Annotated in this window: 23 protein-coding genes and 1 tRNA gene; 15 read left to right on the forward strand and 9 right to left on the reverse strand. The window is 38.0% G+C overall.

Going from position 1 to position 25836, the window contains the following annotated elements; genetic code table 11:
* Window positions 1-2: 2 nt before the first annotated feature.
* The 9 genes from CH361_RS12425 to CH361_RS12465 are packed head-to-tail and all read left to right on the forward strand — an operon-like array spanning window position 3 to window position 9796.
* Window positions 3-3206 carry a chemotaxis protein CheW gene (locus CH361_RS12425; RefSeq protein WP_100791133.1) on the forward strand — a complete coding sequence of 1068 codons (3204 nt, stop codon included), beginning with the start codon at window positions 3-5 and terminating at the stop codon, window positions 3204-3206.
* Window positions 3203-4270, forward strand: a complete 1068-nt coding sequence (locus tag CH361_RS12430) for a protein-glutamate methylesterase/protein-glutamine glutaminase (RefSeq protein WP_100791134.1) — start codon at window positions 3203-3205, stop codon at window positions 4268-4270. The genes CH361_RS12425 and CH361_RS12430 overlap by 4 nt, the downstream gene beginning before the upstream one ends.
* Before the next feature lies 1 nt (window position 4271).
* A complete protein-coding gene (locus CH361_RS12435; RefSeq protein WP_002975323.1) occupies window positions 4272-4634 on the forward strand; it encodes a response regulator in 363 nt (120 codons plus the stop codon).
* A 3-nt stretch (window positions 4635-4637) separates the two neighbouring features.
* A complete protein-coding gene (locus CH361_RS12440) occupies window positions 4638-5381 on the forward strand; it encodes a segregation and condensation protein A (protein WP_100791135.1) in 744 nt (247 codons plus the stop codon).
* 6 nt (window positions 5382-5387) lie between these two features.
* Window positions 5388-6023 (forward strand): SMC-Scp complex subunit ScpB, encoded by a 636-nt coding sequence (scpB, locus tag CH361_RS12445; RefSeq protein WP_100791136.1) that lies wholly within the window; start codon window positions 5388-5390, stop codon window positions 6021-6023.
* Window positions 6016-7107 carry a prephenate dehydratase gene (pheA, locus tag CH361_RS12450; RefSeq protein WP_100791137.1) on the forward strand — a complete coding sequence of 364 codons (1092 nt, stop codon included), beginning with the start codon at window positions 6016-6018 and terminating at the stop codon, window positions 7105-7107. The genes scpB and pheA overlap by 8 nt, the downstream gene beginning before the upstream one ends.
* Window positions 7104-7997, forward strand: coding sequence for a prephenate dehydrogenase (locus CH361_RS12455; protein ID WP_100791138.1), 894 nt, complete (start codon window positions 7104-7106; stop codon window positions 7995-7997). The genes pheA and CH361_RS12455 overlap by 4 nt, the downstream gene beginning before the upstream one ends.
* Entirely contained in the window at window positions 7994-9151 is a 1158-nt protein-coding gene (locus CH361_RS12460; protein WP_100791139.1) for a DUF1343 domain-containing protein, read from the forward strand. The genes CH361_RS12455 and CH361_RS12460 overlap by 4 nt, the downstream gene beginning before the upstream one ends.
* Window positions 9152-9205: 54 nt before the next feature.
* On the forward strand, window positions 9206-9796 hold the full coding sequence (locus CH361_RS12465; protein WP_100791268.1) for a LemA family protein: 591 nt from the start codon (window positions 9206-9208) through the stop codon (window positions 9794-9796).
* Window positions 9797-9851: 55 nt separating this feature from the next.
* Here CH361_RS12465 and CH361_RS12470 read toward each other — a convergent pair whose 3' ends face one another.
* The 7 genes from CH361_RS12470 to CH361_RS12500 form a co-directional block, all read right to left on the reverse strand.
* The gene (locus tag CH361_RS12470; RefSeq protein ID WP_100791140.1) at window positions 9852-11282 is read right to left on the reverse strand and encodes an MBOAT family O-acyltransferase; all 1431 of its coding nucleotides are present in this window, start codon (window positions 11280-11282) and stop codon (window positions 9852-9854) included.
* Between the two features lies 1 nt (window position 11283).
* On the reverse strand, window positions 11284-12522 hold the full coding sequence (locus tag CH361_RS12475) for an LA_2490 family SGNH/GDSL-type esterase (protein ID WP_100791141.1): 1239 nt from the start codon (window positions 12520-12522) through the stop codon (window positions 11284-11286).
* Between the two features lie 42 nt (window positions 12523-12564).
* The gene (locus CH361_RS12480; RefSeq protein ID WP_208861435.1) at window positions 12565-13515 is read right to left on the reverse strand and encodes an LA_2486 family SGNH/GDSL-type esterase; all 951 of its coding nucleotides are present in this window, start codon (window positions 13513-13515) and stop codon (window positions 12565-12567) included.
* Complete coding sequence (locus CH361_RS12485; protein ID WP_100791142.1) at window positions 13499-14179, reverse strand: DUF6989 domain-containing protein; 681 nt, start codon at window positions 14177-14179, stop codon at window positions 13499-13501. Before CH361_RS12485 ends, CH361_RS12480 begins: the two co-directional genes overlap by 17 nt.
* Window positions 14180-14279: 100 nt before the next feature.
* Window positions 14280-14356, reverse strand: a tRNA-Val gene (locus CH361_RS12490).
* A gap of 14 nt (window positions 14357-14370) precedes the next feature.
* Complete coding sequence (locus tag CH361_RS12495) at window positions 14371-15654, reverse strand: UvrD-helicase domain-containing protein (RefSeq protein ID WP_100791143.1); 1284 nt, start codon at window positions 15652-15654, stop codon at window positions 14371-14373.
* Window positions 15655-15692: 38 nt separating this feature from the next.
* A complete protein-coding gene (locus CH361_RS12500) occupies window positions 15693-16352 on the reverse strand; it encodes a class I SAM-dependent methyltransferase (RefSeq protein WP_100791144.1) in 660 nt (219 codons plus the stop codon).
* A gap of 80 nt (window positions 16353-16432) precedes the next feature.
* Here CH361_RS12500 and CH361_RS12505 point away from each other — a divergent pair, with 80 nt between their 5' ends.
* Window positions 16433-18118, forward strand: a complete 1686-nt coding sequence (locus CH361_RS12505) for a tetratricopeptide repeat protein (RefSeq protein WP_244279843.1) — start codon at window positions 16433-16435, stop codon at window positions 18116-18118.
* Window positions 18115-19284 (forward strand): tetratricopeptide repeat protein, encoded by a 1170-nt coding sequence (locus CH361_RS12510; protein WP_100791145.1) that lies wholly within the window; start codon window positions 18115-18117, stop codon window positions 19282-19284. The genes CH361_RS12505 and CH361_RS12510 overlap by 4 nt, the downstream gene beginning before the upstream one ends.
* Here CH361_RS12510 and CH361_RS12515 read toward each other — a convergent pair.
* On the reverse strand, window positions 19281-20255 hold the full coding sequence (locus tag CH361_RS12515) for an alkaline phosphatase family protein (RefSeq protein ID WP_100791146.1): 975 nt from the start codon (window positions 20253-20255) through the stop codon (window positions 19281-19283). The two genes, CH361_RS12510 and CH361_RS12515, sit on opposite strands and share 4 nt — an antisense overlap.
* Window positions 20256-20305: 50 nt before the next feature.
* Between CH361_RS12515 and CH361_RS12520 the strand changes: the two genes are divergently transcribed.
* The 4 genes from CH361_RS12520 to CH361_RS12535 are packed head-to-tail and all read left to right on the forward strand — an operon-like array spanning window position 20306 to window position 24237.
* Window positions 20306-23080, forward strand: a complete 2775-nt coding sequence (locus tag CH361_RS12520) for a hypothetical protein (protein ID WP_100791147.1) — start codon at window positions 20306-20308, stop codon at window positions 23078-23080.
* On the forward strand, window positions 23052-23660 hold the full coding sequence (locus CH361_RS12525; RefSeq protein WP_100791148.1) for a tetratricopeptide repeat protein: 609 nt from the start codon (window positions 23052-23054) through the stop codon (window positions 23658-23660). Before CH361_RS12520 ends, CH361_RS12525 begins: the two co-directional genes overlap by 29 nt.
* Window positions 23660-23851, forward strand: a complete 192-nt coding sequence (locus tag CH361_RS12530; protein ID WP_100791149.1) for a CopG family transcriptional regulator — start codon at window positions 23660-23662, stop codon at window positions 23849-23851. Before CH361_RS12525 ends, CH361_RS12530 begins: the two co-directional genes overlap by 1 nt.
* Complete coding sequence (locus CH361_RS12535) at window positions 23848-24237, forward strand: hypothetical protein (protein WP_100791150.1); 390 nt, start codon at window positions 23848-23850, stop codon at window positions 24235-24237. The genes CH361_RS12530 and CH361_RS12535 overlap by 4 nt, the downstream gene beginning before the upstream one ends.
* Here the strand turns inward: CH361_RS12535 and CH361_RS12540 are convergent.
* Window positions 24199-25770 carry a concanavalin A-like lectin/glucanase gene (locus tag CH361_RS12540; protein ID WP_100791271.1) on the reverse strand — a complete coding sequence of 524 codons (1572 nt, stop codon included), beginning with the start codon at window positions 25768-25770 and terminating at the stop codon, window positions 24199-24201. The genes CH361_RS12535 and CH361_RS12540 overlap by 39 nt on opposite strands.
* Window positions 25771-25836 lie beyond the last annotated feature (66 nt).

The raw sequence follows: 25836 nt of genomic DNA on the forward strand, positions 1-25836 counted from the left end.
AATTGGCTGGAATTTTAGGCGAATACACAGAAGTTTTCCTGGAAGAGTCCGAGGATCAAATTGAAGAATTAAATTCCAATTTGGTAAAACTCGAAAAGGATCATGAAAACCCGGAAATCATCAATGATATCTTTCGTGCTGCACACTCTTTAAAAAGTTCCTCCGCTTTCGTTGGACTTTATAATCTTTCTGATTTAGCTCATACTATGGAAAACCTTCTCCAAAAAATCAGAGAAGGAAGTCTTGAAATCAATGTTAAGTTGGTGAATTTATTATTCGAATGTTTTGATCTTATCAAACAAGTGATCGAAGGTGTGGCAAATGGTGTAAAAGTAGAAACCCCTTTTACTGACATGATCAAAAAACTCCAAGATTATGAAGCTAAGCCAAATCAATCTAGTTCTGATACTTCTAAACCAAGTAGTCCTTCAAAATCAGAAGGAAGTTCTAATCCCACTACAATTAGCTTAAACGAAGAAGAGATTTCTGAAATTCGCCAATCACTTAAAGAAGAAAGTGATCTATCTGCATTCTCTGTAGATTTAAAATTAAAAAACGATACACCGATGCAGAATTTAAGACTTCTGCTCATCTTACAGTCGGTAAAACAATCGGGTGCGATCATTAAATGTAATCCTTCGGAAGATGCTTTGGACAACGGACAAGGTAGTTTTGCCCTTTCTTTTGTTACTGTCACAAAGCTAAATAAACATGAGTTACATGTTCAATGTAATATCGATATGGTGGATACACTTCTTGTGGAAGAACTCAAACTTCCTGAAACAGAAATGGAAGCTTTGGAAAAAAGATCTGAAAGTGCACCGGTTTCGGGAGTTTCAGGTCAATCCAATGGCCATTTAGAATCAGAAGATAAACATGGCCTGAAGGGATCTGCTAACTTTGATAAGGCGGTAACGGATTCCAAAGTAGTGATGAGAACCATCAAGGTATCTTCTGATAAACTAGACCAACTCATGAACAATGTGGGAGAACTTGTCATCACTAACTCCGGATTCCAAAAAATCTATGATGATTTAGTTGCACAGTTTGGTGAAGATTCTTTATTTAATGAACTCAAAGGAAAAATCGATCAAATCAATCGAATTTCTAAAGACTTACAAACAGGAATTATGAACATTCGAATGGTTCCCATTGGATCTGTGTTCAACAGATTTACGAGACTCATTCGTGACCTTTCTTTGGAGACGGGTAAACAAGTTAATCTTGTCCTTCGAGGAGAAAATACAGAACTCGATAAAAAAGTAATCGATGCGATTGGAGAACCCCTCATCCATCTCATTCGTAATTCAGTAGACCATGGAATTGAATCTCCTGCAGAAAGACGAGCAGCGGGCAAACCAGAGGAAGGAACTGTAGAGCTTAATGCTTACCAAGGTGGATCCAATATTCTTGTGGAAATCCGCGATGATGGTAAGGGTTTGAATAAAGATAAAATCTTAAAAAAAGCCATTGAACGTGGGTTAGTTAGTGAATCGGATGCACAAAACTTAGCAGAGTCTGATATCTTTCAATTTATCTTTGCACCTGGATTTTCTACCGCCGATAAAATTTCTGATATCTCGGGTCGCGGTGTGGGGATGAATGTTGTGAATAAACTCATCGAAGAGTTTAAGGGTAAAATTCTCATCCATTCGGAAGAGGGTAAAGGTTCTTCTTTTACTCTTTCTTTCCCTCAAGCACTTGCGATCATCCCATCCATTCTTGTGATTATGGAAGAGGAAGTGTATGCATTCCCTCTTTCTGAGGTATCCGAAACCATCAAGGTCAACTTGGATCAAATCACTACTCTCGAAGGGCATGAAATCATCAATCTACGCGGAGAAGTTTTACCAATTTACCGATTGAATCGTATTTTGGGACTTGCCGACAAACAAGAAATGGTGGAAGTTCCTGTTGTCATCGTAAATTACAAAACCAGAAAACTTGGATTTATGGTAGATGATCTCATTGGAAAACATGAAACCGTAATCAAGTCACTCGGTAAAAACTTCAAAGACATCCAAGGTCTAACTGGTGCCACCATTATGGGTGATGGAACTATCATCCTTGTTTTAGACATTCCTGGCCTTGTAGAGATTGCTGCTGATAAAGTGGATTGGTCTGACAAATTAGTTTCTGGCGAGATGATGAAAAGAGCCTCAACCATTCGCTCTCTAGAAATGTCCGATTCCGATTTAATGTTTAAATCAAATCACCCAACCAACAGATATAATGCGAAGTTGATTGAGTTACGTGCAAAAGACAAATCGCGTGTTAAAAAAGATAAACATAAAATAGAAAAACATGTAATCGTTCCAAAAGAAGAGGTTTATGCGGAAGAACCAGCGGCGAACCTCAAAATCACGACAGAAGTGATTAAAACGGAAGCTGTTGTGAATGGAGATTCTGGTGAATCTTCAAAATCGGCTACGGCAACGCTTGTGATCGATCATAAAACTGACGAGATTCATCGTTTGGCTGATGTTGCAAAAATAGAAAACGTCAAACTTACAGAAAGAGAACAAGCCGCAGAAATCATTAAAGGTTTTGTGGAGCAAAAAGAAGAACGTTTGAATCAAGTGGCAGCATTAAATTCTGATGCGATCAATGAAATCATGTCTTCTAAAGATATCAAAAAACTAGAGAATATTGTGAATACTGGTATGATGAATGCCGGAGTTGTACTCTCTCAGTTAGTTGGTAAAGAAGTAGAACTTTTTATTCCTGAAATTACACTCACTGACCGTGAAGGATTGGCTAAAGAATTTCGTTATTCCATGGATCAGTTTTTTGGAATGAAAATTCGTATGACCGGAGACTTAAACGGAAACCTTCTGATGATGTTTTCGGAAGAAAACGGATCTGAAATTGCAAAAGAATTACTTGGTTCTGCAGATGCTAAATACGCAGAGGGAAGTTCTCATAAACTTTCTGAAGATATGGTTTCTGTTTTATCTGAAATTTCTAATATCGTTTGTTCCAGTGTGATGAACTCACTTTCGAATAAATTGAAAAAAGAAGTTTTACCATCAGTTCCAGAAATGATTACAGGTAGTTTTATGGACGTCATTGACATCGTAAAACCGGAACGAACTAAGTTTTTGTCCATGCATACTGAGTTTAACCACCAAGGCAGTAACCTAATTGGTGTTTTGGTTTTCCTACCTGATTTTGATGAACTGGTAGACCTCATCCATAAATCATGAATAGAAAACCAACCGTTGTTATCATTGATGACTCACTTCTCGTGAGGAATATCTTAAGTGATGTCCTCACCAAAAAGGATGAAGTGCAAGTCATAGCCACCGGCAAAACCGGAATGGATTGTATTGATTTAGCGGGAAAGTTAAAACCAGATTTTATTGTTTTAGACATTGAGATGCCGATTATGGATGGCCTCACTGCACTTGCGGAAATTAAAAAATTAAAACTCTCCACACATGTGATCATGCTTTCCGTGTTAACCCAACATGGAGCAGATGCCACATTCAAAGCCTTGGAACTTGGTGCCGTTGATTTCATTCCCAAACCTTCCAGCGGAAATCAGTTCTCACCCGAAGATGTGGCTGCGGTATTGTCCGCAAAAATCAAAGGATTTTCCGATTCTAAGCTTCCTAATTCGGATATTTTGGTAAAACCAGAACGTACCGAACGCCAATTAAATAAAAGTTTTCAAAAACCGATCAAAGTAGACGCTATCGGAATAGGGACCTCCACTGGCGGGCCGAAAGCCTTACAAACTGTCTTTGCGGGTATCCCTGAAGACTTTGCGAAACCTATATTTGTCGTACAACATATGCCAGCTGGGTTTACGAAGGCATTTGCAGATAGATTGAATTCCTTGTCTAAAATACAAGTGAAAGAAGCAGAGCAGGGTGACTTAGTTCAGTCTGGAATGGCTTACATAGCGCCTGGTGATTACCAAATGAAGGTAATCAACAAGGGAAAAGACCGAGTCATTGAACTCACCCATACAGGGCAAGTCAATGGACATAGGCCATCCATTGAAGTATTGTTTGATAGTTTGGTGGAAGCATATGGTGGAGATCATCTTTTATCCATGATCATGACGGGTATGGGTAAAGATGGATCGCAATCAATCACCAACATTCACGCTAAAGGTGGTATTACTTTGGCGCAGAATGAAGCAACATCGGTAGTTTATGGAATGAACCGTGTTGCAGTAGAACTCGGAGGAATTGATTTTGTTCTTCCGGTGGATGAATTAGTACCAAAAATGATTGAGTTATTAAAGTCGAGAGGGAATTAACATGGCAAGAATTTTGGTTGTAGATGATGCAAAATTCATGAGAACGCTAGTAAAAGATGCGTTAGTTGGTGCGGGTCACGAGATCGTAGGTGAAGCTGAGAACGGTAATATTGCGGTAGAACAGTATAAAAACCTCAAACCAGATTTGGTCACGATGGACATTACCATGCGCGAAAAAGATGGAATTGAAGCTACAAAAGAAATTATCAAGTTTGATGCTTCTGCTAAAATCATTATGGTAACTGCTCTTGGTCAGGAAGATTTATTAGCAAAGGCAATTAAGATGGGTGTGAAGGACTTTGTTGTTAAACCTTTCCCTCCAGAAAGATTGCAACAAGCTGCAGCAAAAGCACTAGGTTTATAGATCGTGTCCCAAACCCCGGAGTTTATCGTCCGGTGGCAAAACCAGGACGGAGGACTGACAGAAGGACCTTTAACGGTTTTATGGTCTCTGATTGATAGTTATAAGGTTGATATTTTTGAAGTCTCCCTTTCGCGTATCACATCTGATTTCATTCAATTTTTGAGAACCAGTCAGTCCTTGTCGATTGAACTTACTTCTGAGTTTGCTGTTATGGCATCTCATTTGGTGTATTTAAAGTCCAAAGCCTTGTTGCCGGATCCTGGTTTCGAGGAAGAGGATTATGATCCACCGCTTCCCAAAGAGCTAGTTGATAAATTACTCGAACACAAAAAGTTTCAAATGGCCGGGCAACGTCTGGCGGAACTGGACAGATTGACCGCAGGTATGTTCACTCGGGAAACCAACCAAGTTTTGGATGAAACCGAAGTTTGGTTGGATGTCAGCCTAGTGGACTTAATTTCTGCTTTTAATTCGATTTTGGAACAAGAGAGTTCCAATGAAATCGAAGACCTTCTCCCTATCTACGAGGGTGTGGCCCAGTATTCCGTAGAAGATAAAATGGCCTATTTACAGGGTCTTTTGGAAAAAACCGGGGAAATCCATTTTATGGATTTGTTTGAGACGGAAAAACCGGAAAAAAAAGAAATCGTCGCTGCCTTCCTTGCTGTATTAGAAGTTGTTAAAATCCGAGTTTGCAAAGTCCTCCAACATGCAGTTTTCGGTGAAATCAAAATAGTCAAGGTTTAGATTCATTTGGAAGAAAGAACTTATACCAAGGGCCTTCTTGAGGCACTTCTTTTTTTATCTTCAGATCCAATCAAATTGTCTGCACTTGCCAAGTCAGCTGGGATCGAAAAAACAGAAGCTCGGGAACTCCTAGATGAACTCATTTTAGATTACGAAGAAAAGGAAGGTGGTTTTTTACTTAGAGAAATCGCCGGTGGTTACCAGTTCATCACCAACCAAAAATATAGCGAAATACTCGCCCATATCTTTAAAGATAAAAAAAGAGAAACTCTTTCTCGCGGAACATTGGACACTTTGGCCATCATTGCTTACAAACAACCGATCACATTAACAGAGTTAGACGAAATTCGTGGAGTTTCTTCTCGTGCTATGGTGGCAAGCCTTATGTCTAAAAAATTGGTAAAAGCCGTGGGCCAAAAGGAAGTTCCTGGAAGACCTACACTATACGGAACAACCAATGAATTCTTGTTACATTTTGGACTGAGTAAACTAACTGACCTTCCGACTCCTGTCGAAGTCAAAGAACTTAAATTCGAAGAGTTTACACCAGAATCTATCATTGTTACTGATGAAACAGAGATGAATCCTGATTTTGATAAAAGCACACTGCCGGCAGAATTACAAGAAGGGTCTTATGAGTAGTGCAGAAGAAGAACTAAAAAAACTCCGTGCCGATATCGATTCACTTGATCATGAAATCATTGCACTCATTCAAAAACGGGCTGGTTTTGCACAAGAAATTGGTCGTGTGAAAAAAGAATCTGGTGGTCCCATTTACCGTCCTGATCGCGAAAAAGACGTATATGAAAAAGTAACCAAAATCTCTGGTGGACCACTTCCATCTTCGGTGATTCGAGCCATCTATAGAGAGATGATGTCGGGAACAATTGCCTTAGAACATCCGTTAAAGATTGGATTTTTAGGACCAGAGGGAAGTTTTTCTCATTCAGCCCTTCGTTCCAAATTTGGAATTTCCATTGAAGCAGTTCCACAGACTTCTATCCCCGATGTATTTCGTATGGTAGAGGAAGGGAAGTTGGATTATGGTGTTGTTCCTGTTGAAAATTCCACAGAAGGGCAAGTCAGTTCCACTTTGGATATGTTTTTGGAAACAGACCTTGTCGTATATTCAGAGTTATACCAAAGGATATCTTTTTCTTTACTTGGATTTGAAACTGATCTTTCTGCAGTCAAAAAAATTTATGGAATCCGGATTGGAAATGAACAGTGTCGCAATTGGATTTCTGCGAACCTTCCAAATGCAGAAGTTGTTGATACTTCTTCAACGGCAATGGCAGCCAAGTTAGTTTCGGAAAGGAAAGACGGGTTGGCTATCGCTTCCAAAATTGCTGGTGAAATTTATAATTTAAATGTGATTGCGGAAGGGATTGAGGATTACTCAGGAAACACAACTCGGTTTCTAGTAATTGGAAAAACACTATCACCACAAACAAAAGAAGATAAAACATCCGTTGTATTTTCCATTCCCAACCAAACGGGATCTTTGTTTGCTATTTTAAAAACCTTTAACGATGTGCCGGTAAATCTCACAAAGATTGAATCAAGACCACTCAAACGAAATCTATGGGAATATCATTTTTTTATAGATTTCATTGGCCATAAAGATGATCCAAAAATTGCAGAACTATTAGAAAAAGTTAAATCGCAGTGTACTTTGTTTAAACTTTTAGGCTCGTATCCAACTGCTGGATCTTTTCCTACATGAATCTAACCAGAGTTTTGATTTATGGGATGGGACTTATGGGTGGTTCCCTTGCCCTTTCCATCCGTGGAAAATTTTCGGATGCGGAAATCACAGCGGTAGTTCGTTCTGAAAAAAGTAAAAAGACAATTCTAACTAAAAATCTGGCTCACAAAGTTTTTTTACAAAATGAAATGGGTTCACCTGAGTGGTCTAACTATGATTTGGTTGTATTTAGCACTCCTGTAGAATCTATCCTAAAAATCATTCCTACACTTCCTAAATCTGGAAACACAATCTTTATCGATTTAGGATCCACAAAAGAAACAATTGTTTCTGCAGTGGAATCTCATTATACAAATGTCACTCATCATTATATTTCTACACATCCGATGTGTGGTTCCGAGCAAGTAGGGCCGGAAGCTGCCGTTCCAGATCTTTATGTGGATAAACTCTGTATTCTAACTCCTCCTAAGTTTTCATCTAACTTGAGTTTGGATTGGGTTCGTGAGTTTTGGGAAAAAATTGGTTCTTGGACTATGGAAATGGATTCCAAATCACATGATGAAACTTTGGCTTATCTTTCCCATTTGCCACATGTGGTTTCGACTCTACTGGTTAATGTTGCTGGAGAAAATCCTGTTACAAAAAAAGAAGTGATGGGAATCTCTAAACCAATTACTGGTGGTGGATTTCGGGATATGTCTAGGATTGCTGGTTCTAATCCCGATATGTGGATTTCTATCTTTAAAGAAAACAAAAGTTTCTTACGTAACTCAATTGATGATTTTATCAAAGAGTTATCGGAGTTTCGCGAATTGTTGGCTTCGGACGATTCTTTTGATGAGGACAAAATCCGTAAAGTTTGGGAACTCGCTCTGGCAAACAAAGAAGATATCCGAAAAACAAAATGAAATTTTTTAAAAATATAAATAAGTTAAGTGGACTTAAGGCAACCATTCTTACAAACCAAAGTGCCTTTGGTTTTGCTAGAAAATATCATTTCCAAACTTATGCTGAAATTTTTGATTTAAAAACGATTTTTTTACCCGAACACGGACTCTTTGCTGAACTACAAGATCAAGTTAGTGGTGATGAACTAAAATATCTTTTTGGCAATATGCAAATTATAAATCTCTATGGAAAAGAAGAATCAAGTCTTGTTCCACCGAGAGAAAATTTGACGAATGTAGATGTGGTGATCATTGATATTAAGGATGTTGGTTCTCGTTATTATACTTTTTTAACAACTGCATATTATATCCTTTCTGAGATTTCTCGTTTAAAAAAAGAAACAGGGAAAGCTCCTATTTTTTTGGTCATAGATTCGCCTAATCCGATTGGGAGAAAAGTAGAAGGTTCTCCTCTCCAAAAAGAATTTGAATCCTTTGTTGGGGTTCCTTCTGTTTTACACCGGCATGGACTCACACCAGGAGAATTATTATCGTATTATAATGAAACGTTCCATTTGAAAGTTGATGTTGTCGTTGTACCGGTGGGTGTATTTCATCCTAAGTCAGTTTCTTCCTTTGAATGGATACCTCCTTCTCCCAATATCCCAACACAAAATACTTGTTTGGTGTATCCAGGGATGTGTCTCTTGGAAGGAACTAATTTATCGGAAGGAAGAGGGACAACTAAACCTTTTGAAACTTTTGGGGCTCCTTATTTATTAGGAGATGCTAAAGAGGAATTAGATAAAAGGATGGCTTCTCACCAACCAGGGCTTTTTTATTTACGAAATTTGCGATTTTTGCCTACCTTTCATAAATACGCTGGTACCATTTGTGAAGGATACCAGCTTATGGTTGTAAAACCCAAACAGTTTCACTCTTTGTATTTTACATTGTTCTTCTTAAAACAACTAAAAGAATTATTTCCTAACGAATTTGAATACTTAAAAGGAGTGTATGAGTTTCGTTCAGATCGACCAGCAATTGAGCTTCTCGCTGGTGACACTGTGCTTCTTGACTATTTAAACAGCAATGTTTCCGATTCTGACCTAAAGGAATACTTGAACCAATCGGAGAGCCGATGGATTAAGGCCATAAAACCGTTTCGATATTAATTTTTTTAACAAATTGGTGTTGCAGACCGACTAATGGTTGGGTATACAATCACCATGACAAGAATGTTTCGAATCGTTTTTTTGGTTTCCTTAATGGCAACCGTTTTAACCAACTGCGGTTATAACCGCATCCAAGAGTTGGATGAAGAAGTGACTGCTTCTTGGGCAGAAGTTCTCAACCAATACAAAAGAAGATCTGATCTAGTTCCCAATTTGGTTTCAGCCGTAAAAGGATTTGCCAACCAAGAAAAAGAGATTATGACAAACATTGCAGAAGCAAGGGCAAAAATTGGTTCCATCCAAGCAACTCCTGAACTTGTAAACAATCCCGAAAGTTTGAAGAAGTTTGACCAAGCGCAAGGACAATTGGGTTCTGCTTTATCAAGACTTCTTATGATCCAAGAAAACTATCCACAATTAAAATCAGACCAACATTTCTCTGATTTAATGGCACAATTGGAAGGAACAGAAAATAGAATCACTGTAGCAAGAAACAGATTTATCAAAGCTACTAAAGAATTCAATGTTTACATTCGTCAGTTCCCTGCAGTTCTTACTGCAAAAGCTTTTGGTTATGATGCTAAAGCAACATTTACAGTAGAAGATGAAAAAGCGATTGAGAATGCTCCGAAAGTAGAATTCTAATCATATTTTTTGGATTCATTCAATTAAGCCAGTAAGTGATTACTGGCTTTTTTATTTAAAATTGAAAGTAGAGGAAGGGACTCGAAACCGTTACACTATAAATAATAAAGGAAGTGATATAGAGTAGGATACAAGTCGGAATTAAAAAGTAAAGATTGTCCGTGATAAATGCAAATCTGTCTTCCTTTCTATCTTGGAGAATATCAACCAAAAACAAAAATCCAACTAAGATCACTAGGCTCACACTCATTTGAGGAAAAATTCCACCAGCTCCCGTAAAAGCACGTTCTAACATGATTTTGACGATGCCCATACCTGTTGGGACTTCTGGAGTCGCTTTTGCTCGAAAGAAAAAACAAGACAAAACAAAAACGCCAACAGGGTAGATGGGTTGGATGGCACGTGGCACTCGGTTCCAAGCATTACGCATTGTTTCAAATTGAAATACAAACTTTTCAATGACCATCATTGATGAGTGTAAGGTTCCCCAGAAAACAAAAGTCCAATCGGCACCATGCCAGATTCCTGATACAAATGTTGTAATGAAGAGATTGACGTAGGCCATAATTTGACCTCTTCTGTTTCCGCCAAGAGTGATATATATATAATCTCTTAACCAAGAACTAAAGGAAATATGCCAACGCCTCCAGAGTTCGGTGAGTGTACCTGACAAAAAAGGACGATCAAAGTTTTTTGGAATATGAAAACCAAGTATTCTTGCCGTTCCAATGGCTATATCAGAGTAACCAGAAAAATCACAATAGATTTGAACTGCAAAAAGAAAAGCTGCCATCCACATAGCAATCCAATTGTATTCTGTTGGATTGGCATACATGGGATCGATCACATAGGAAACAGGATCGGCTATAAAAGTTTTTTTGAAGATTCCCCAGAAGAGTTGTTTTAGTCCCTGCTTTAGATTTTCTTTTGTGAAATCTTTGGAATCTAAAAATTGGTGGAGGACATCACTGGCACGTAAGATAGGACCCGCTACGAGTTGGGGAAAAAATGCGAGAAAAAGTCCGAAATGGAAAATGGACTTTGCTCTTTCGACGACACCTCTATAAACATCGACTGCATAGGATACTGCTTGTAAGGTGAAAAAACTAATCCCCATCGGAAGTAGAATCCCAGACTTTTGGACAAACTCAGGATCACAAGGTGTCAAAGAAAAGGTTTGGTTCCATACCGTGATGGAAAAATCCAAATACTTAAATACAAAAAGTAAACTTAGGTTACTCCAAACGGCAACGTTTAACCAAAAGATTTTTTTTGGTTTGGAAGAGGTTTGGTCCATGTAATCGACTGCAAGTTTTGTCACTACAAAAGAAAATACGAGCAAAATGAGAAATGGAATTCTGAAAATTGCATAAAAGTATAAACTAACAATGAATAACCAAAGACCTTGAAATCTTTTAGGGATCAAAAAATAAACTAAGATAACAACGGGAGCAAAGATCAAATAGTGAACAGAATTAAAAAGCATATTATTTGATTTCCTTTAAAGCTTCTGTTATGGACTCGGCTGCCCATAAATTACCTAATTTTGTTAGGTGGCCATCACCAGGAATGTAATAGTCTTGGATTCCTGCTTTTTTTGTTTTTCCATTTAGGGTAAATTCACGGCCACACATTTTGTCTGTAAAGGGGAGGATGTCTAAAGTTTTGATTCCTTTTGAATCTAGATACCTTTTTGCACGAATGGAATAACTTCCAAGTGCATTGAATTTTCCTATTTGTCTGCAATACACTTCTTCGATCTGCATAGGGAGGATCACAGGAACAAATTTGTATCCTTTTTCTTTGGATAGATTTATCATTAAATCATAAGCTCTCGTTGTAGTTTCGGGTAAGGGCTCAAGAGAATTTGGATCTACGGGAGAATCAGAACAGATCACACTTAAATTCTGAAGAGGAGTGGGGCAGATGAATGTTTCTGTTTCCTCACATTTCTGTTGTTTGACGGGAAGGATGAATGTTTCTCGCAAATAAACAAGTGGAGACGATAAAAGAAGTTCTGAGTCTGTTGAAACTAAGTATTTTGTTTGAGCAAATTTGACTTTTGTTTGTTCGTAAGCAAGTTTTAGAGCCTGTAATAGATAAGAAACTCTTGTGAGTTCAAATTGAATGCGAAAGTTTTTTTTCCAAACGGGGTCGTTTTCATGGAGTGCATCACTTTCATCATCTGGAAGGATTCCTTGTGCTCTTAGTTCATCAGGCATCGTGAAATCATTTGGTGAAATAAAGAACAATACTGTTTGAATGTTATCGATATGTGTAGACATATCTTCGAGTCGTTTGTAAGAACCAAGAGAACCATAGGCATCCACACCTAGATTGAGGCTTTGGAATTTGACTCCATTTTCTTCCAGACCGTTAAGCCTAGAACAAAAAGTATCTTCATCGGAGACTCCAAATCCCATCACCAAACTATCCCCTAGACATAAAAGTTTAGGTTTTCCCGGAACTGGTTCTTCTAGGCCTCGAAGGCCAAGGGAATTGGTGGTGAACTGACCTTGCCATAAATCTGCATAGTGGCGTACAAAACGACTTTCGTTTGGTTCTAAAGCCACTCCATATTCAGGATGGTAGGCATGGAGGAGTTTGACATCACGGTAGTATCTTAAGGCAGGCGGATTGGAAGCGCGTAAAATCAATTCCAAAGAAAGTAACGCCAACGGGAAAAATAGGACAATGGCTCCCCATCGTTTCCAGTTTTGAATCATATCCCTCTAAACTTTAGAATTCGGGCTGGGAATCAAGCATTTCTATTGTAAATTTAAGAACTCACTCGCGATGGCATCGGCAAAAAGTTCTGCGAGTGCAGGGCCCGGATGGCCATCCCCTGGAATATAAATTTGTTTTTGTTCTTTAAACAGTTCTTCTGTTTTTTTTCTGAGGTCGATCGTGTTCATTCCTTCTTGGATGAAGAATTTTTTTGTCTCATCATAATTAGGATCACTGGTATCTGGTTTCCCTTCTCTAGACATCCCAAGGCTAAATAGGATGGAAAGTTTCTCTTTGGAAATGGACGGGTCATTTAAAAACTGAAATAAATTAGAATAAGTGATATGTTCTTTGGGATAAAGTATGGGAGTTCCGTACGAAGTGTACACATTGTTCGGTGGAGAGGGAAGAAAGTAACGGTAAGTATAAGAGTACCTGCTGAGTAGGTGGTGGATGGGATAAAGAAAACGTTTGAGACCGGTTTTTTCTCTTTCGTCATCAATAAAGTCAGAGGGATTCCAAATCCAAAAGATTTTTTTAGGATGGTTCTCTTCTTTCGTTCCAGTTAAAGTTTCTTTTAAAAGTCGAGAAATTCCATTGGTGCCGATGGCATCTACCGCAATCACCCGAGCATTTAAGTTATACTTTGTCTTTAGATAAAATGCTAAGGTTTCCTTGGTGGGTAAACCATAACCCATTGCCATTGAGTCACCGATGATCCATAAGTTTGTGTCCTCTTTTTCATCGGAAAGGATCCTTTCTCCCCTATGATTTGTTTGTATGTCCCAAGTTTTTCCATCTTTTCTCGTGAAAGTTTCGTTTCTGTTGGGGCAAAGGCGAATCTCCGAGAATCCATACAAACAATGAAATTTTTTATACCGAATTTCTTCGGAATCACTCTGGTAAACAAAACGAAATTTCCCTTCTCCGAGTAACAAAACTAGGAGAAGGGAAATTCCGATTGATAAAATTAGTTTAGAATATTTTTTCAATGAGAAGGTAAAAGAAAGATAAGTTACCTAAATAAAGTAACATCACTAAAAATCCAATTGCGATTTGTACAATATACGCAGAATAAGAAAAACCTTGGTAAGCAAGATAAGTTGTGATTCCTAAAATCATCTCAGGAACTAATACGTAATAAGCGACGTGTCCCCACATCCTTACGTTTTGTGGATACCAAGATCCTAAAATCCACATTGTAGCCTCTGAAGTTCCAAAAATCACTAGAGCGGTGATCCCAACCCAAAGGCCCGTTCCAATGATGGAAACAGACATCTCTTCTAACTTGATTCCTGTATAAACACAGAGAAATAACGGAATGACCCAAAGGCCGGCCATATAACCGGAAACAGTTCCTATTTTAAATAATCCATCTTCTGGGAATACTAATGATTGTAATACGCTAGATAGGAACCAATCGGGGATGACCATAAAAATAGATAAAGGAACGAGGAATTTCCAAATACGAAACGGTGTATGCCACCGCAGACTTAAAGAGACCACAACAAAACTAATATGGAAAAGGAGGGTAAGTGTCGCAAGTTTGATCCCGGCAGAGTTTTCTCCCCAGTATAAAACGACTCCGGAAATAATACTAAAAACGAGAAAATACAATGCCAAAAGGAATTCTTCTGCAAGGAACTTAGGTTTCATCGCTTTGCAATTTAGGGCAATGGGGAAGAGATGCAAGTCGAAACTTTATTTGTGATGGTTAAAAAATGAATTCAGTGAAGGAGATTTTTTTTTGCGTGCTTGGTGGGAGATACTGGGTTCGAACCAGTGACCTCTACCATGTCAAGGTAGCGCTCTAACCAACTGAGCTAATCCCCCAAGGTAAAACCACTTCACCAGAGCCGAGTCCACCGTAAAGTACGATTTCTGAATCGGTTCCTAAATGAAAAATCAGCACTCATTCGATCGGCAAGGCGTTCGGGTTTGGTTTTGTCTGGGATTAAAAGAACTAAATTGTCTTTTGCTCTGGAAAGGCCGACATAGAGGATCCTTCGTTCTTCTGCCTCGTTGATCGTTTCTCCATCCTCACTCCAACCCAGAACCAAATCTAGGATGACAGTCGTAAATTCCAAACCCTTGGCACTGTGGATTGTCATCACTTGTTCCTTAGGCAAACCAGCATCGATCCATTCTTTTTTTCTGAAATTACTTCTTGTGAGTACGATTGTATTTGGGTCTTTTTTGTACCATTCCTTCCAAATTGCCATTGGCTTTGTTTCTGTTTCTTTGATTCGTTCAATGGAAAAGATTCCCTTTTCTTTACGGAAAGTTTGAACCTGTTTTGGAATTTTGTCTTTGTTGGGTTTTAATGGAAGTAGAGAGGCTTGGATGATAGAATCCTTAGAACGGTAGTTAGTGGATAGAAAGTATGGAACCACTCCAGGGAAATGTTTATGAAAATCTAAAAATGGTTTGGGTGTTGCCCCACGAAATCCATAGATAGCCTGCCAATCATCACCTACAACGGTGATCGAATGAAAATTCATTTTTTTGATGATTTGGAGTTGGATTTCGTCCGTATCTTGAAACTCATCAATGATCAGGGATTTCCATTTTTCTTTGACTAGATCAGCTTCTTTTGTATCTAAAAAGTTAAGGAAGTCAGAAATCAAATCATCAAACTCAAAGTAATGGTTTTTGTTTTTCCAGGACTTAAAATTTGTTAAAAAAGATTCATAACCTACTGATGATAATTCTCTAAAATAGTTTCCATTATTTTTGAATAGAATGGGAAAAGGAAGCCCTCCGATTTCATACCGGAGAGGAAATAAAATCTCCTTTGAAATCTCCCATTTTTTTGATTCACCTAGAAGTTTATACTTGGACCAGTTTTTAGAAGGATCATAATTTTTTAGGATATGATAACAAAACGCGTGAAATGTGGAGATATGATACTTAGGTGAGAGATTATTTTTCTCACACCGTTCCTTGAATTCTTTTGTTGCTTTTTTGGTAAAAGTGACAATGACCGTGCTTTCGGGAAGGAAGGTTTTATCCTTTTCCCTTTCTTGGAGTAGTCCAATCATCGTCGCAGTTTTCCCCGATCCTGCGCCCGCAATCACCTGTTTGATCTGGTGATGGGAATGGATGATAGATTTTTGTTCTTCACTCCACATTGATAGTAGAGTGTTTTATTTGAATGATTTGGTTCTATTTATTGTTTGAAGACAGTGGAATCATCATCTTCTTCTTCTTTGAGATCATAATATCCATAGATAAAACTGGAACTGGCTTTTACTTCCATTCCATAAAAATGTTCTGAAATTCTACCCGATTTGGTGACTTCCAATTTGTATTCTTCTGCTAGAAATTTCATTTTATCCATGGATATCTTTTCATTGATTTTGGGTCCAAAACCAGATTCTGTTTTTGACCAGTCGATGATGAAGAGTCGTCCTCCCGATTTCATAGACCGGATGAGACCATCCATCGCCAAACCAGGGTTTGGGAAGGTAGATAATGATAGGGAAGCAAAAATAATTTCTGGGACGGGTACCCATTCAGGAAGCAGGGGGTGGTCGGACTGGTCCATATGAAAAGGGGTGAGTTGTTCGATCCCTTCCATCAGTTTCCGACGAAGGATCATATCAATGATCTCTTGTTGGCATTCGGCCGCCCAGATCCAAACATGGGGAAACCATTTTCTGAATTCATTGAAGTAGAATCCAAGCCCACTTCCAAAGTCGACTAAGTTATTTAAACCTTTCCAGTTGAAAAATGCGTACACATCTTCCGGTGGACAAACCTCTCTCCTATGGCTGGAAAGTAGGTATTCCTGGTAACTTTGGGAACGGTAATATTCCGTTTCGGACATAATGACAATTCTTACAGAAAAGCGAGGAAAGTACAAACGAAAAATTCAATTAGGAGACCTTTACCACCGAAAATCTAAGTATGAAGTTCTCGATTCAACTTTGGATGGTCGTATTGCTATTTTCTTTTTTCCCGGTTTCAGGTGATTCTGGGTTTGAGGAAAGTCGTTACCCAACGATAGCAAAGGCAATCCATGCAAACCTTCTACCAGATAAAAAATCGATTCGTTTGGATTGGGATCCGCCCAAACAAGAGGGAGAAATCATTGTGGCTAGGTCTTCGGTGATGATCGACAGCCCAGAAAAGTTATACATCGCTGACTCACTTGGTCGTTATAAAGCAAATGGTTCTAATGCTACCCGTGTTTATTTTGATTATAATTTAAAACCTGGAACCTATTACTACGCGATTGTTATGGTAACGGACGTTCGTCGTAGAGAGGTAAAACTTTTTTCCAATCAAAACTATACTGTGGTTCCCATTCATATAGCCGAAGAAAATGGAACTCCTGTTGTGGGACAAAATCCTGATTTCCCTGCCTTTCCTGCGGATGCGGGAATTCATTCTATGGTTGGGGGAGTTTCCGGAATTACCGCAAATATTGAAAGAAAGTTCGTACGTCTGAACTGGACACCACCAAACGGTGCTACTGCGGGGAGAACTCTATATACTGTTTACCGTTCCAATTCTCCTCTGACTAGTTTGCCACTCATGCAAAAAGCGGAAAAACTAGCAGAACTCACTCACCCAGTAAATACGTTTTTAGATCAAGATTTAGACAAATCACAAACTTTGTATTACGGAGTTTCTGTGAAACAGACGGGTGGGGAAGAAACACTTCCTTTGGAAGACAAAAAGTCTACTTTACGCGTGTTTTACATCAAACAAACAGAAAAAAATAATGCAGAAGTGATTGTAGAAGAAGCTCCTAAAAAACCAAAACAAGAAGTGGCTTCTAATGATACTCGAACTGATTTAGGTGGAGTGCTGCATGTTCGAGGCCTTGGATATGAACGTGTGGGGAAAGGGGCAGTGATTAGTTGGATTAGTCCTGAAGCTGCAGATGAAACAACTGTATATAGTTTATATGCATCCGTAAAACCTTTGAACCAAGGTGCTGCTTCCTTTGGGCAAGGTTCGGTTGTGAAAGTGGCAACAGTCGTACATCCAAAAACAAATTTTTTTATCAAAGAATTAAAAGAAATTGATGAACTCTATTTTGGAGTCACAGCCAAATCCAATGGAATTCCTGAAGATTATCATTTAAGAGAAAATGTTTCTTATTTTAAATATGATTTTTCAAAAGACAATCCTCCACCAGAAGAACCAAATGTAGTGGCGGAGTCTCATCCGAAAAAAGAACCAGAAAAAACAGAAGTTTATAAAAATGAACATACTGTTGTCCCAGCAGATAGTTTCCCACCGAAAGAGAATTCTGACCAAGTGAATGATTTTAAAGAAGAACCATCGGCTACGGTTAACTATGATTTAGGTCAAACGGATCTGAATCAAATCATCAAAGAAACAGTCATTAGAAAAAAATACGAAACCGCCGTATATCGGTTAGAAGAGTATTTAAAGAATGAATCCAATTCGTACTTACGAGGAAAAGCGATGTTTTTTCTCGGTGTAAGTGCATTAAAAACTGGTGATACAAAAAAAGCCTTAAAATGTTTTTTAAAGAAGGAAACTAAGTCTTATTCTCCGTCCCGTGTGGAATTTTGGACGAATCAGACTTTGAGTCAGGCGGGTAGAGGAAATTTATGAATCGAATCATTGTTAGTTTAGCAGGTTTTTTGTTTATAGTTGCAGGTCTTTCGACTGCATACTACCAAACGAATATTTCCGCCAAAGAAGACCAGTCTCAGGCTATTTTAGAGAAAATTGCGGAAGGGGAAGAATACCTAAAACAATCCAATCCACAAAGTAAGGAGAAAGCAATTTCCATTTTCTCTGAGTTAGCTGGAAAACGAGGATTGGAAAAGTATGAGTTCCAAATCAAATACAACCAAGCCAGAGCTCTAGAAAAGAACTCCGATTTTTATCCTGCTCTTGATATTTACAAAGACTTAAAAAAGAATTCTAACTTAAAACAAGATGAAAAAGAACGTTTGAGTTATTCTCTCGGTAACTTACTCTTAAAAATTGGAAATGAGTCGGAAGGAAAGGCCCATTTAGAATCAGTTTTGCAATTAAGTTCTGATAATAAACTAAGATCTAAATCCTTTTTAGCGCTCGGCGATTTTTATTATAAAACAGGACATTTTGAAACAGCACGTAAAAATTATACTTTGGCTTTGCAAGAAGATCCTAATAATACGGAGTCTAGAATCGGTTGGGGTAGGTCACTCCGTAAACTAGGGAAGGATTGGGCATCATTTGATGTATTTGACGAATACATTGAAACTGCAGATCAATTGGCTGGTGCTGATGAAAAAGTAGTGGGTGAGTATAAGGATTCTGTGTTAAAAGATGCAAAGGAAAATTACACTAAAAAACAATACGGAAAAGCAATCGAACTTTTTCAAAAAGTAATCAGTGTTAATCCAACTCCTAAAAAAGAAGAAGAGTCTTTGTATTACATTGCACTTTCCTATGATGCCATGGGAAAACAGGTTGAATCACTCACTTATATCAATAAGGCACTCAATAACAGCGATTATTCGCTCGACCAAGCGGCATTATACAAAAAAGGGACCATTTATTTCAGACAAGGGAAGTTTGAAAAAGCAGCAGGAATATTTCAGACCATTGTAGATAAATACCCTAAAAACCAGATTACCGACAAGGCGATTGCATGGAAAAAAGAATCACTCGATCAGTTTACTGACCACAATGATCTTGATGATTCAGATGTAACGTCTGATTCAAACTCACCGAAATCAAATTCGGTTTCAAACAAACCGGATTCAGGAAGTGATTTAGAATTTTAGTCGGACTTAATTAGAAATTCATTCGTTTGGGTGTTGTGGAGGGCTTCCTCCATTCCGAAAGTTTTATAAATTTCGGGAACAATATCAGCAAGCGAATGTATATTTTCAGCGAAGCGGTCAGCATCCTTTCCATACAGGATGGTGGCCGCCGGGTTTTCCGTATGGTTCTTCTGGCTTAAGTCTTCCATATTCCCATGATCACTCGAAACAATGAGTAAATCTTTTTCGGGATCTATACTTTCTAAAATTCCACGAAAAAATCCTTCCAAGTTTTGAATGATATGTTCTGCTTTTTCCCAGTCCATTGCATGTCCAACTTTGTCTGTGAGAAAATATTCATACAAAGCCAAATGATAATTCGCAAACCGAGAGATAGATTCTTTTCCAACTTTGTAAGGGTCTCTCCTTTTAAGAAGAGGATCTCCTGGTTTTAACATATCAATTCCCATAGTCGCCATGATTTCATGAGTTAGGTCCATATAAAGACCTCGACCATTTTGCAGGTCATCAAAGTTTTTCAGTGGGCGGCCACTTGCTAACTGGACTAAGGTGGAAGCAGAAACTAGTTTTGGTTTTTCTTCTACGTGTTTGAGATAAGGTGGGGAAAAACAATTTAAAAAATCACTTAAGTGACCATTTTCATTTAGCACTTTGATGAGAGAATACTTAGCGATAATCTTGCGAAGTGTGATGGTCGGAAATCCACTGACATGGCGTTCCAGAACCTTGGGTCCTGGAATTCCCGTCCATAGAGCTGTTTGCCCAGTGGCAGACTGAGGGAGGCCTGGAATGCCCATATGTGCATCTGTTTTAATGTAATGTAAGGTCGAGGATAGAGGAGGAAGGTCTGCATCAGCCTGCGGAATTCCCCCAACGGGAGCTAAAAACCCTTTGGCAAAACGGCTGAATGGATTGGATTTCGGATCGTAGTCTGCAATCCCCACCCCATCTAAAAATACATAAAAAATCATTCCTTTCCTTAGACCGATTGGTTTTTGCCAATGAGAACCCGATAATTAGAATGATGAAACGGAAATTCGGAAACCTGTCTATTCTTTTTGGATACCTAGTGGTTTCGCTTCTCGTGACTTCCGTTTTATTTGGTTATTTTGAGTGGATTCGTCCCCTTAAAATGAAAACCAATCTTTTATCGGCTCTCGTTCGTTTTGACGAAGACAAAACAAAAGAACATTTAAACACACTTGAGTTCTTTTTTCGAGAATCCGCTCTACCTTACCGGGCCGCACAGGTCACAAACCGGATCAAACAAACACTTGGATTTAGTTATGTAAGATTGTATGATGATTCTTTAAGGCTCATTCATAGCACAAACGAAACAAATGAAATTTTCCAAGAAGAACTTAGGCAAGATCCTTCCGGTCTTTTAGAAGGAAAACTTAAAAAACTATCTAACGGTGATTATGTGTATAGGGACTTAACTGGGAAATTCTTTGCCCAGTTCCCACCTGGACCTTCCTTACCAAAACAAATTCAAAATGCTAATTTGGAATATGGATATCTTTACTGGGCCTTTGATCCAAAAACACAGAAAATTCTATATACAAATGATGAATCTGTTCTCACTGGAGATTTGGAAGCAAATCAACTTCTTGGATTATTTTCTGGGAAAGATGGACAAATCATCACATGGAAGTTAGATGGTGAAAATTCAAAACTGATTTTAGAAACGACGGATCATTTTTCTGTATATTTGTTAAAACAAACAAATACAGAGATTGATGAAATCAGGTTCGGTTGTTTTATCCTTTTTCTTGTTACCTTTACCGGTCTTTTTTACATCCGTTTTATCTGGATGGTCATTCATACACAAGGATACCAATTCAAACGTAGAATCCTTTTCCCCGTGATCGTTTATTTGATTTTGCTTTTGTTTTATCAAAAGAGCTTTGAATTATTTCCTGATTATCGTTATTACAAACCATGGGCCAAACATCGATTAATCCAGTTTGAAGAAACTCTTTCTGTTTTAGAGAAAAATCTGCAGAGAGAAGGTTTGGGTGAAGGGGGAGGCCTTGGGGAAACCGAAAGGATTGTTTCCGAACTTTATCTTTGGAAGAAGGGGAATTCTGATGTTCAGGCCATTCAAAATCGATTTGGAACAGAAATTTTTGGTTTGTTTGAAAAGATTGAAAGCCATCCTGTTTCTGTTTTACTGGAATCAGAGTTTGATTTAGTATATTTAATTCCCAAAAAAAATTCGAAAGATACAAATGTTTCGATTCTCGTTGCAGTTCTTGATTCCAATCTTTTACAGGCCAAAAAAGAAAAAGATAGAGATGAATTTTATTTTCCTGTTGTGTCTGCAAAATTATCAGATAACAAAAGTAAGGAACAAGTGACCTTCAACCCACGTGCTTGGAAGGGGAATGATTCTTCCCATTTTGTACATTTGGAGTCTAGTAAACAATCTGTAGGATTTTTACATCATAAATTTCATTCTTATTATATTTCTAAAGAACAAGGGAAACCTGGATTTTTATCAGGTTTATCCATATATCGTTACTCTTCTTTTCCTCCGTATTTATTAAGTTTTGGATATTTATTCATTGGGCCTTGGATCTTTTTTGTTTTGTGGGCTTCCATCAAACGGAAATGGGGCGAAAAACATTCTGAGATATTAGGGGAATCCCCTTTAGTGAGTGACGAATCACCACAAGTAGTGATTGAGATAAAAAAAACTCCCTCTCACAAAGAAGGAATTGAAACAAAACGGGAACCTGTTATAAACTTTCCTAATCCTGTGAAAAAAACGAACTTTAAAATTTTACCTCCAGCCACTTGGAGACGTGTTGCGATTTTGGATGCAGTACAGAAGAAACGTGAAACTATTTTTAATCCTGAGTTAGAGAAACTTGTCCATTCCGTTACTAAAAAAGGAGAAATCAAATCACCAGAGTCAAATCCAGAAAATGGTTTATCAGCAATTCCGGAAGAAAAACGAGTGGAGTATGCTTTACTCGATAAAATTTATAGAGAGAATGAAATCTCTTATGATGGGATTGTCGGTTATACAAAGAACTTTATTGCAAGGCTTGGATCTCCAAGATTTTCTTATCTTTTTTTAAATGATTCTCTTGGTTCTTTTCACAATCAAATTTCTTCGGGCCTTGACTATAACACCCGTTCTAATTTGATTTTTTTACACCATGATCCTTATTTGCCTTTTGACGAAAATGGTTTTGCACTTTTAGATGTAGACGATTCGGTGCGGTTGGATCGTTTCATTGCAAAAAAGTTTTCTTGGGAAATTTTATTACAAACAGAAGCCATCATTGCTTTTCATATGGAATCCATTGGATTTCCAGGGATCTTTCTTGTTTTACTAAACAAAGAAGAAAGAACAAAGTTTTTGGATTCTCATAAACGAATGATCCAAGAAAAACTCCGTCAAGTGATTCCCGCCCTGCATGTCCTTGTAGAAAAGGAAGAACGAAAACCTGAATTTTTAAGAGATAGTTTGTCGTGGATGATTCGGTCTTTTATGCAAGCCACCTTTGGTGGGAAAAGATCCACATCGGTTCTGAGAATCCAGTGGCCAGAATACCAGCCTTCCGAAGAGTGGGAACGTTCCAAAAGGCATTTTGTGGAATCCATTCAATCTTCTTTGGAAAGTAAAGACAGGTTGATAGAAACATCACCCAATTCTATGTTGATTGTAACGGCAAAAGATTTGTATCTTTCTGTAATCCAAAGATTGCAAGAGTTACCCTTTCGCCATGAAATCAAATCGATGAAATTTCCAGAAGATGGACAAAACTTCTATTTATACTTTTAAATTTGTTTTTATTTTTCTCTTATCCTTCCAGATGATTTCGGCTGGTGGAAGTAAAAAAAAAGAAGAAACAACAGCGCTTAGGAAACAGATTTACAGTCTTCACAAAGTAGATGAAGAAACAAGTTCCATTCCCTATTTAGAGCGGTATTTGGAACTAAGCCAAAACGAATTGTATTTCAAATTACTCTACGCAAAAGCACTATTATACAGAAATGATTTATCTGTTCCTAAGCCAGAAGAACCGGCAGAAGATAGAATTAATAAAACAAAACTCATTCAAAAGAACTATAATCTTTCCTCAAAACTTTTTCAGGAAAATGTTTTGCATTTGGAAAAAGTTCGTCCCAGAGATCCGAATTTAGGTCGTTGGTATTATCTTTGGGCTTTTAGCGAATGGTATTCGGATAACAAAGAAAAGTCGATTAAATTATTTCAAAAGGCGGTGAAGTTAGACTACCGTTTGACCGAATCATATTATAATATTGCATCCCTTTATGAATCTCTCGGGCAATGGCAAGATGCCAATTTATATTGGCGCAAATTTGAAAAAGCCGAAAAAGAATTAGAAGAAGAAGATTAATGGCAAAAATTGATAAAAGGTTTCAAATCCTACTTTCTGAAGAGGAACAGGTTTTACTAAAAAACGAAGCATCCAGGAGAGGAATTTCCGCCGCAGAACTCATCCGTATGGCTCTTAAAAATGAAATCATCCAAAAGTCGGAACTTGTGAGAAGAAAAGCACTTCTTACTTTGACGGAGTTACTGGATTGAAACTCTATTTGACTTCTTCTGTTTTATTTGCTCTCGTTCGTTCTTCTCGAAAGTCAAAAATTCAAAAACTTTTGTTTGAGGCTTTGGATTCTCACGAAAGATTTTTTACTTCTTCTGTATCTGTTTATTTATTGTTTCAACTTTTGGGAGACATTGAAGTTTCTAAGAAAAAACAAATCCTTTCTCTCATTGAAGATTTAACGGATTCAATTTTTGATTTGGATACAGAAAGTATCCGAACTCAACTTTTTGTTTCCGAATCTTGTGATCTAGAAATGGCAATTGCACTCAAAGAAGGAATGGATATGGTTTTTGTGGATTCGGAAAGGGAGGTGACCTCCCTTCCTTTACTTAAGGTTCGAAACTTCTTTGGGGAAACTAAATGAAATCGGAGGGGAAAGTTGACTTTTTTGATCCTTTGAGTCCCATTCATTCAGATAACGATTGTAAGCTGAAATTCTAAAGTAATAAGTTAAACCTGGTTGGAAAAGAAGACCTCTTTTTTCTTTTCTTGAGATATCTACTTGGTCGGCAATTGGCCTGAATTCTTCTGTTCCTAACTCTCCTTCTGGAATATAAATATTGTTCACGAGAGTTTCTTCGTTTATACAAAAACGTTTGTTTCTAAAACTACTGTTTTCTTCTGTTCCATCAATTTTTCCGAAACTACCTGCTTTGTCCTTTTTAATAAAAACAGAACCTAACATTCTGCTAGGAGTGAGTCCATAATGGATGATATAACCACCACCATTTTGAACTTCTTTTTCGTGATTGGAATTCCATAAAAAACAAATGGGCCCTTCTTGGGTTGGACTCGTTTCCAAACGAAAACGAGTAGGGACATCGGGTGGAGTTTGTTCTGTATATTCGAAAGATAAGGATTGAATGTTGGGTACGGATTTTCCCAAGGGATCTGGCCGAAACCATAATTTCCATTGGTAATATTTGAATTTGTTTTTAGGAAGTTCTTTGTCTAGTGATTTGATCCTGGTCCAAGGTAGATTCTGGTTGGCATCTACAAACTTCTCGTTTTTCCCTCGGAAGTATAGTTCGAGCATTGTATCTTTTGGTTGTTCTATATTCCAGTGAATACGAGTCAGTGAGGAGTTACTGAAATTTGTTTCTAAAACAGGAGAGAGGGCCGTGCTCCCTTCCATATATCCTATTTTAGTTTCATCATCATAACGAACTGATTCGAACTTAGTGTATTCCACTTCTGGTTCCCCTTTGTGGATATGAAATCCATCTAAGTTTCCATAAAATGATTTTCCGAGTATTAGAGGGGTGGAGTCGTTTTCAGGAAATCCAAATCCGATGGTATCTTCTTTTTGGTTTTCATACTCCGCGGTTTCGATTCCATTTTGGTACATGATGTATTTATGGTTGAGTGTATCAAAATAAAGTGAGATCACTTCCCAGGTTTTTCTTTTGATTTTTACGGATGACTCCAAAACAAAACTTGTGGTGCGGCCTTCTGTTTTTTGAAGAAGGTTGTTTACATATAGCGTTGGTTTACTTTCGTTTAACTCGAGTACGATGCCATATTTTTTTCCTTTCACAAATACGGTTCGGTCCAAAATCACGGAACCCGCCCCTTGTTCTCCTAATCGTACTGGAATGGAGATGGTAAAGGGATCGGGATGGGTTCCGAAAAGAGAATTTCCCGATACAGAAAGATGGATTTGATTTCTACGACCGGAAAAATAGGCGGATCTTTTTCCAAAAAAATAAGTTTGGTCATCAGTTAAATAGGAAGAGGAAACAACAGAGATGGATTTGGATTTGAATGGGAATCCAGCTTCCGTGATTTGGGGTTCTCTCACTTCTCCTTCAAAGTCAAAGAAGAGTTCGCCGTGTTTGGGGGTATTTTCTTTCGGTTTTAAATAGTTCTTTTTACCTGGTTCCGAATTTTGAACCACACCTGTTTTTTTCCAGAGGCTGAGGTTTAGAATTTCCTTTTTTGGGACTTCCCATCCGAGTAAGGG

Origin of the sequence: Leptospira brenneri (genome assembly GCF_002812125.1) — a bacterium.
Taxonomy (GTDB): Bacteria; Spirochaetota; Leptospiria; order Leptospirales; family Leptospiraceae; genus Leptospira_A; species Leptospira_A brenneri.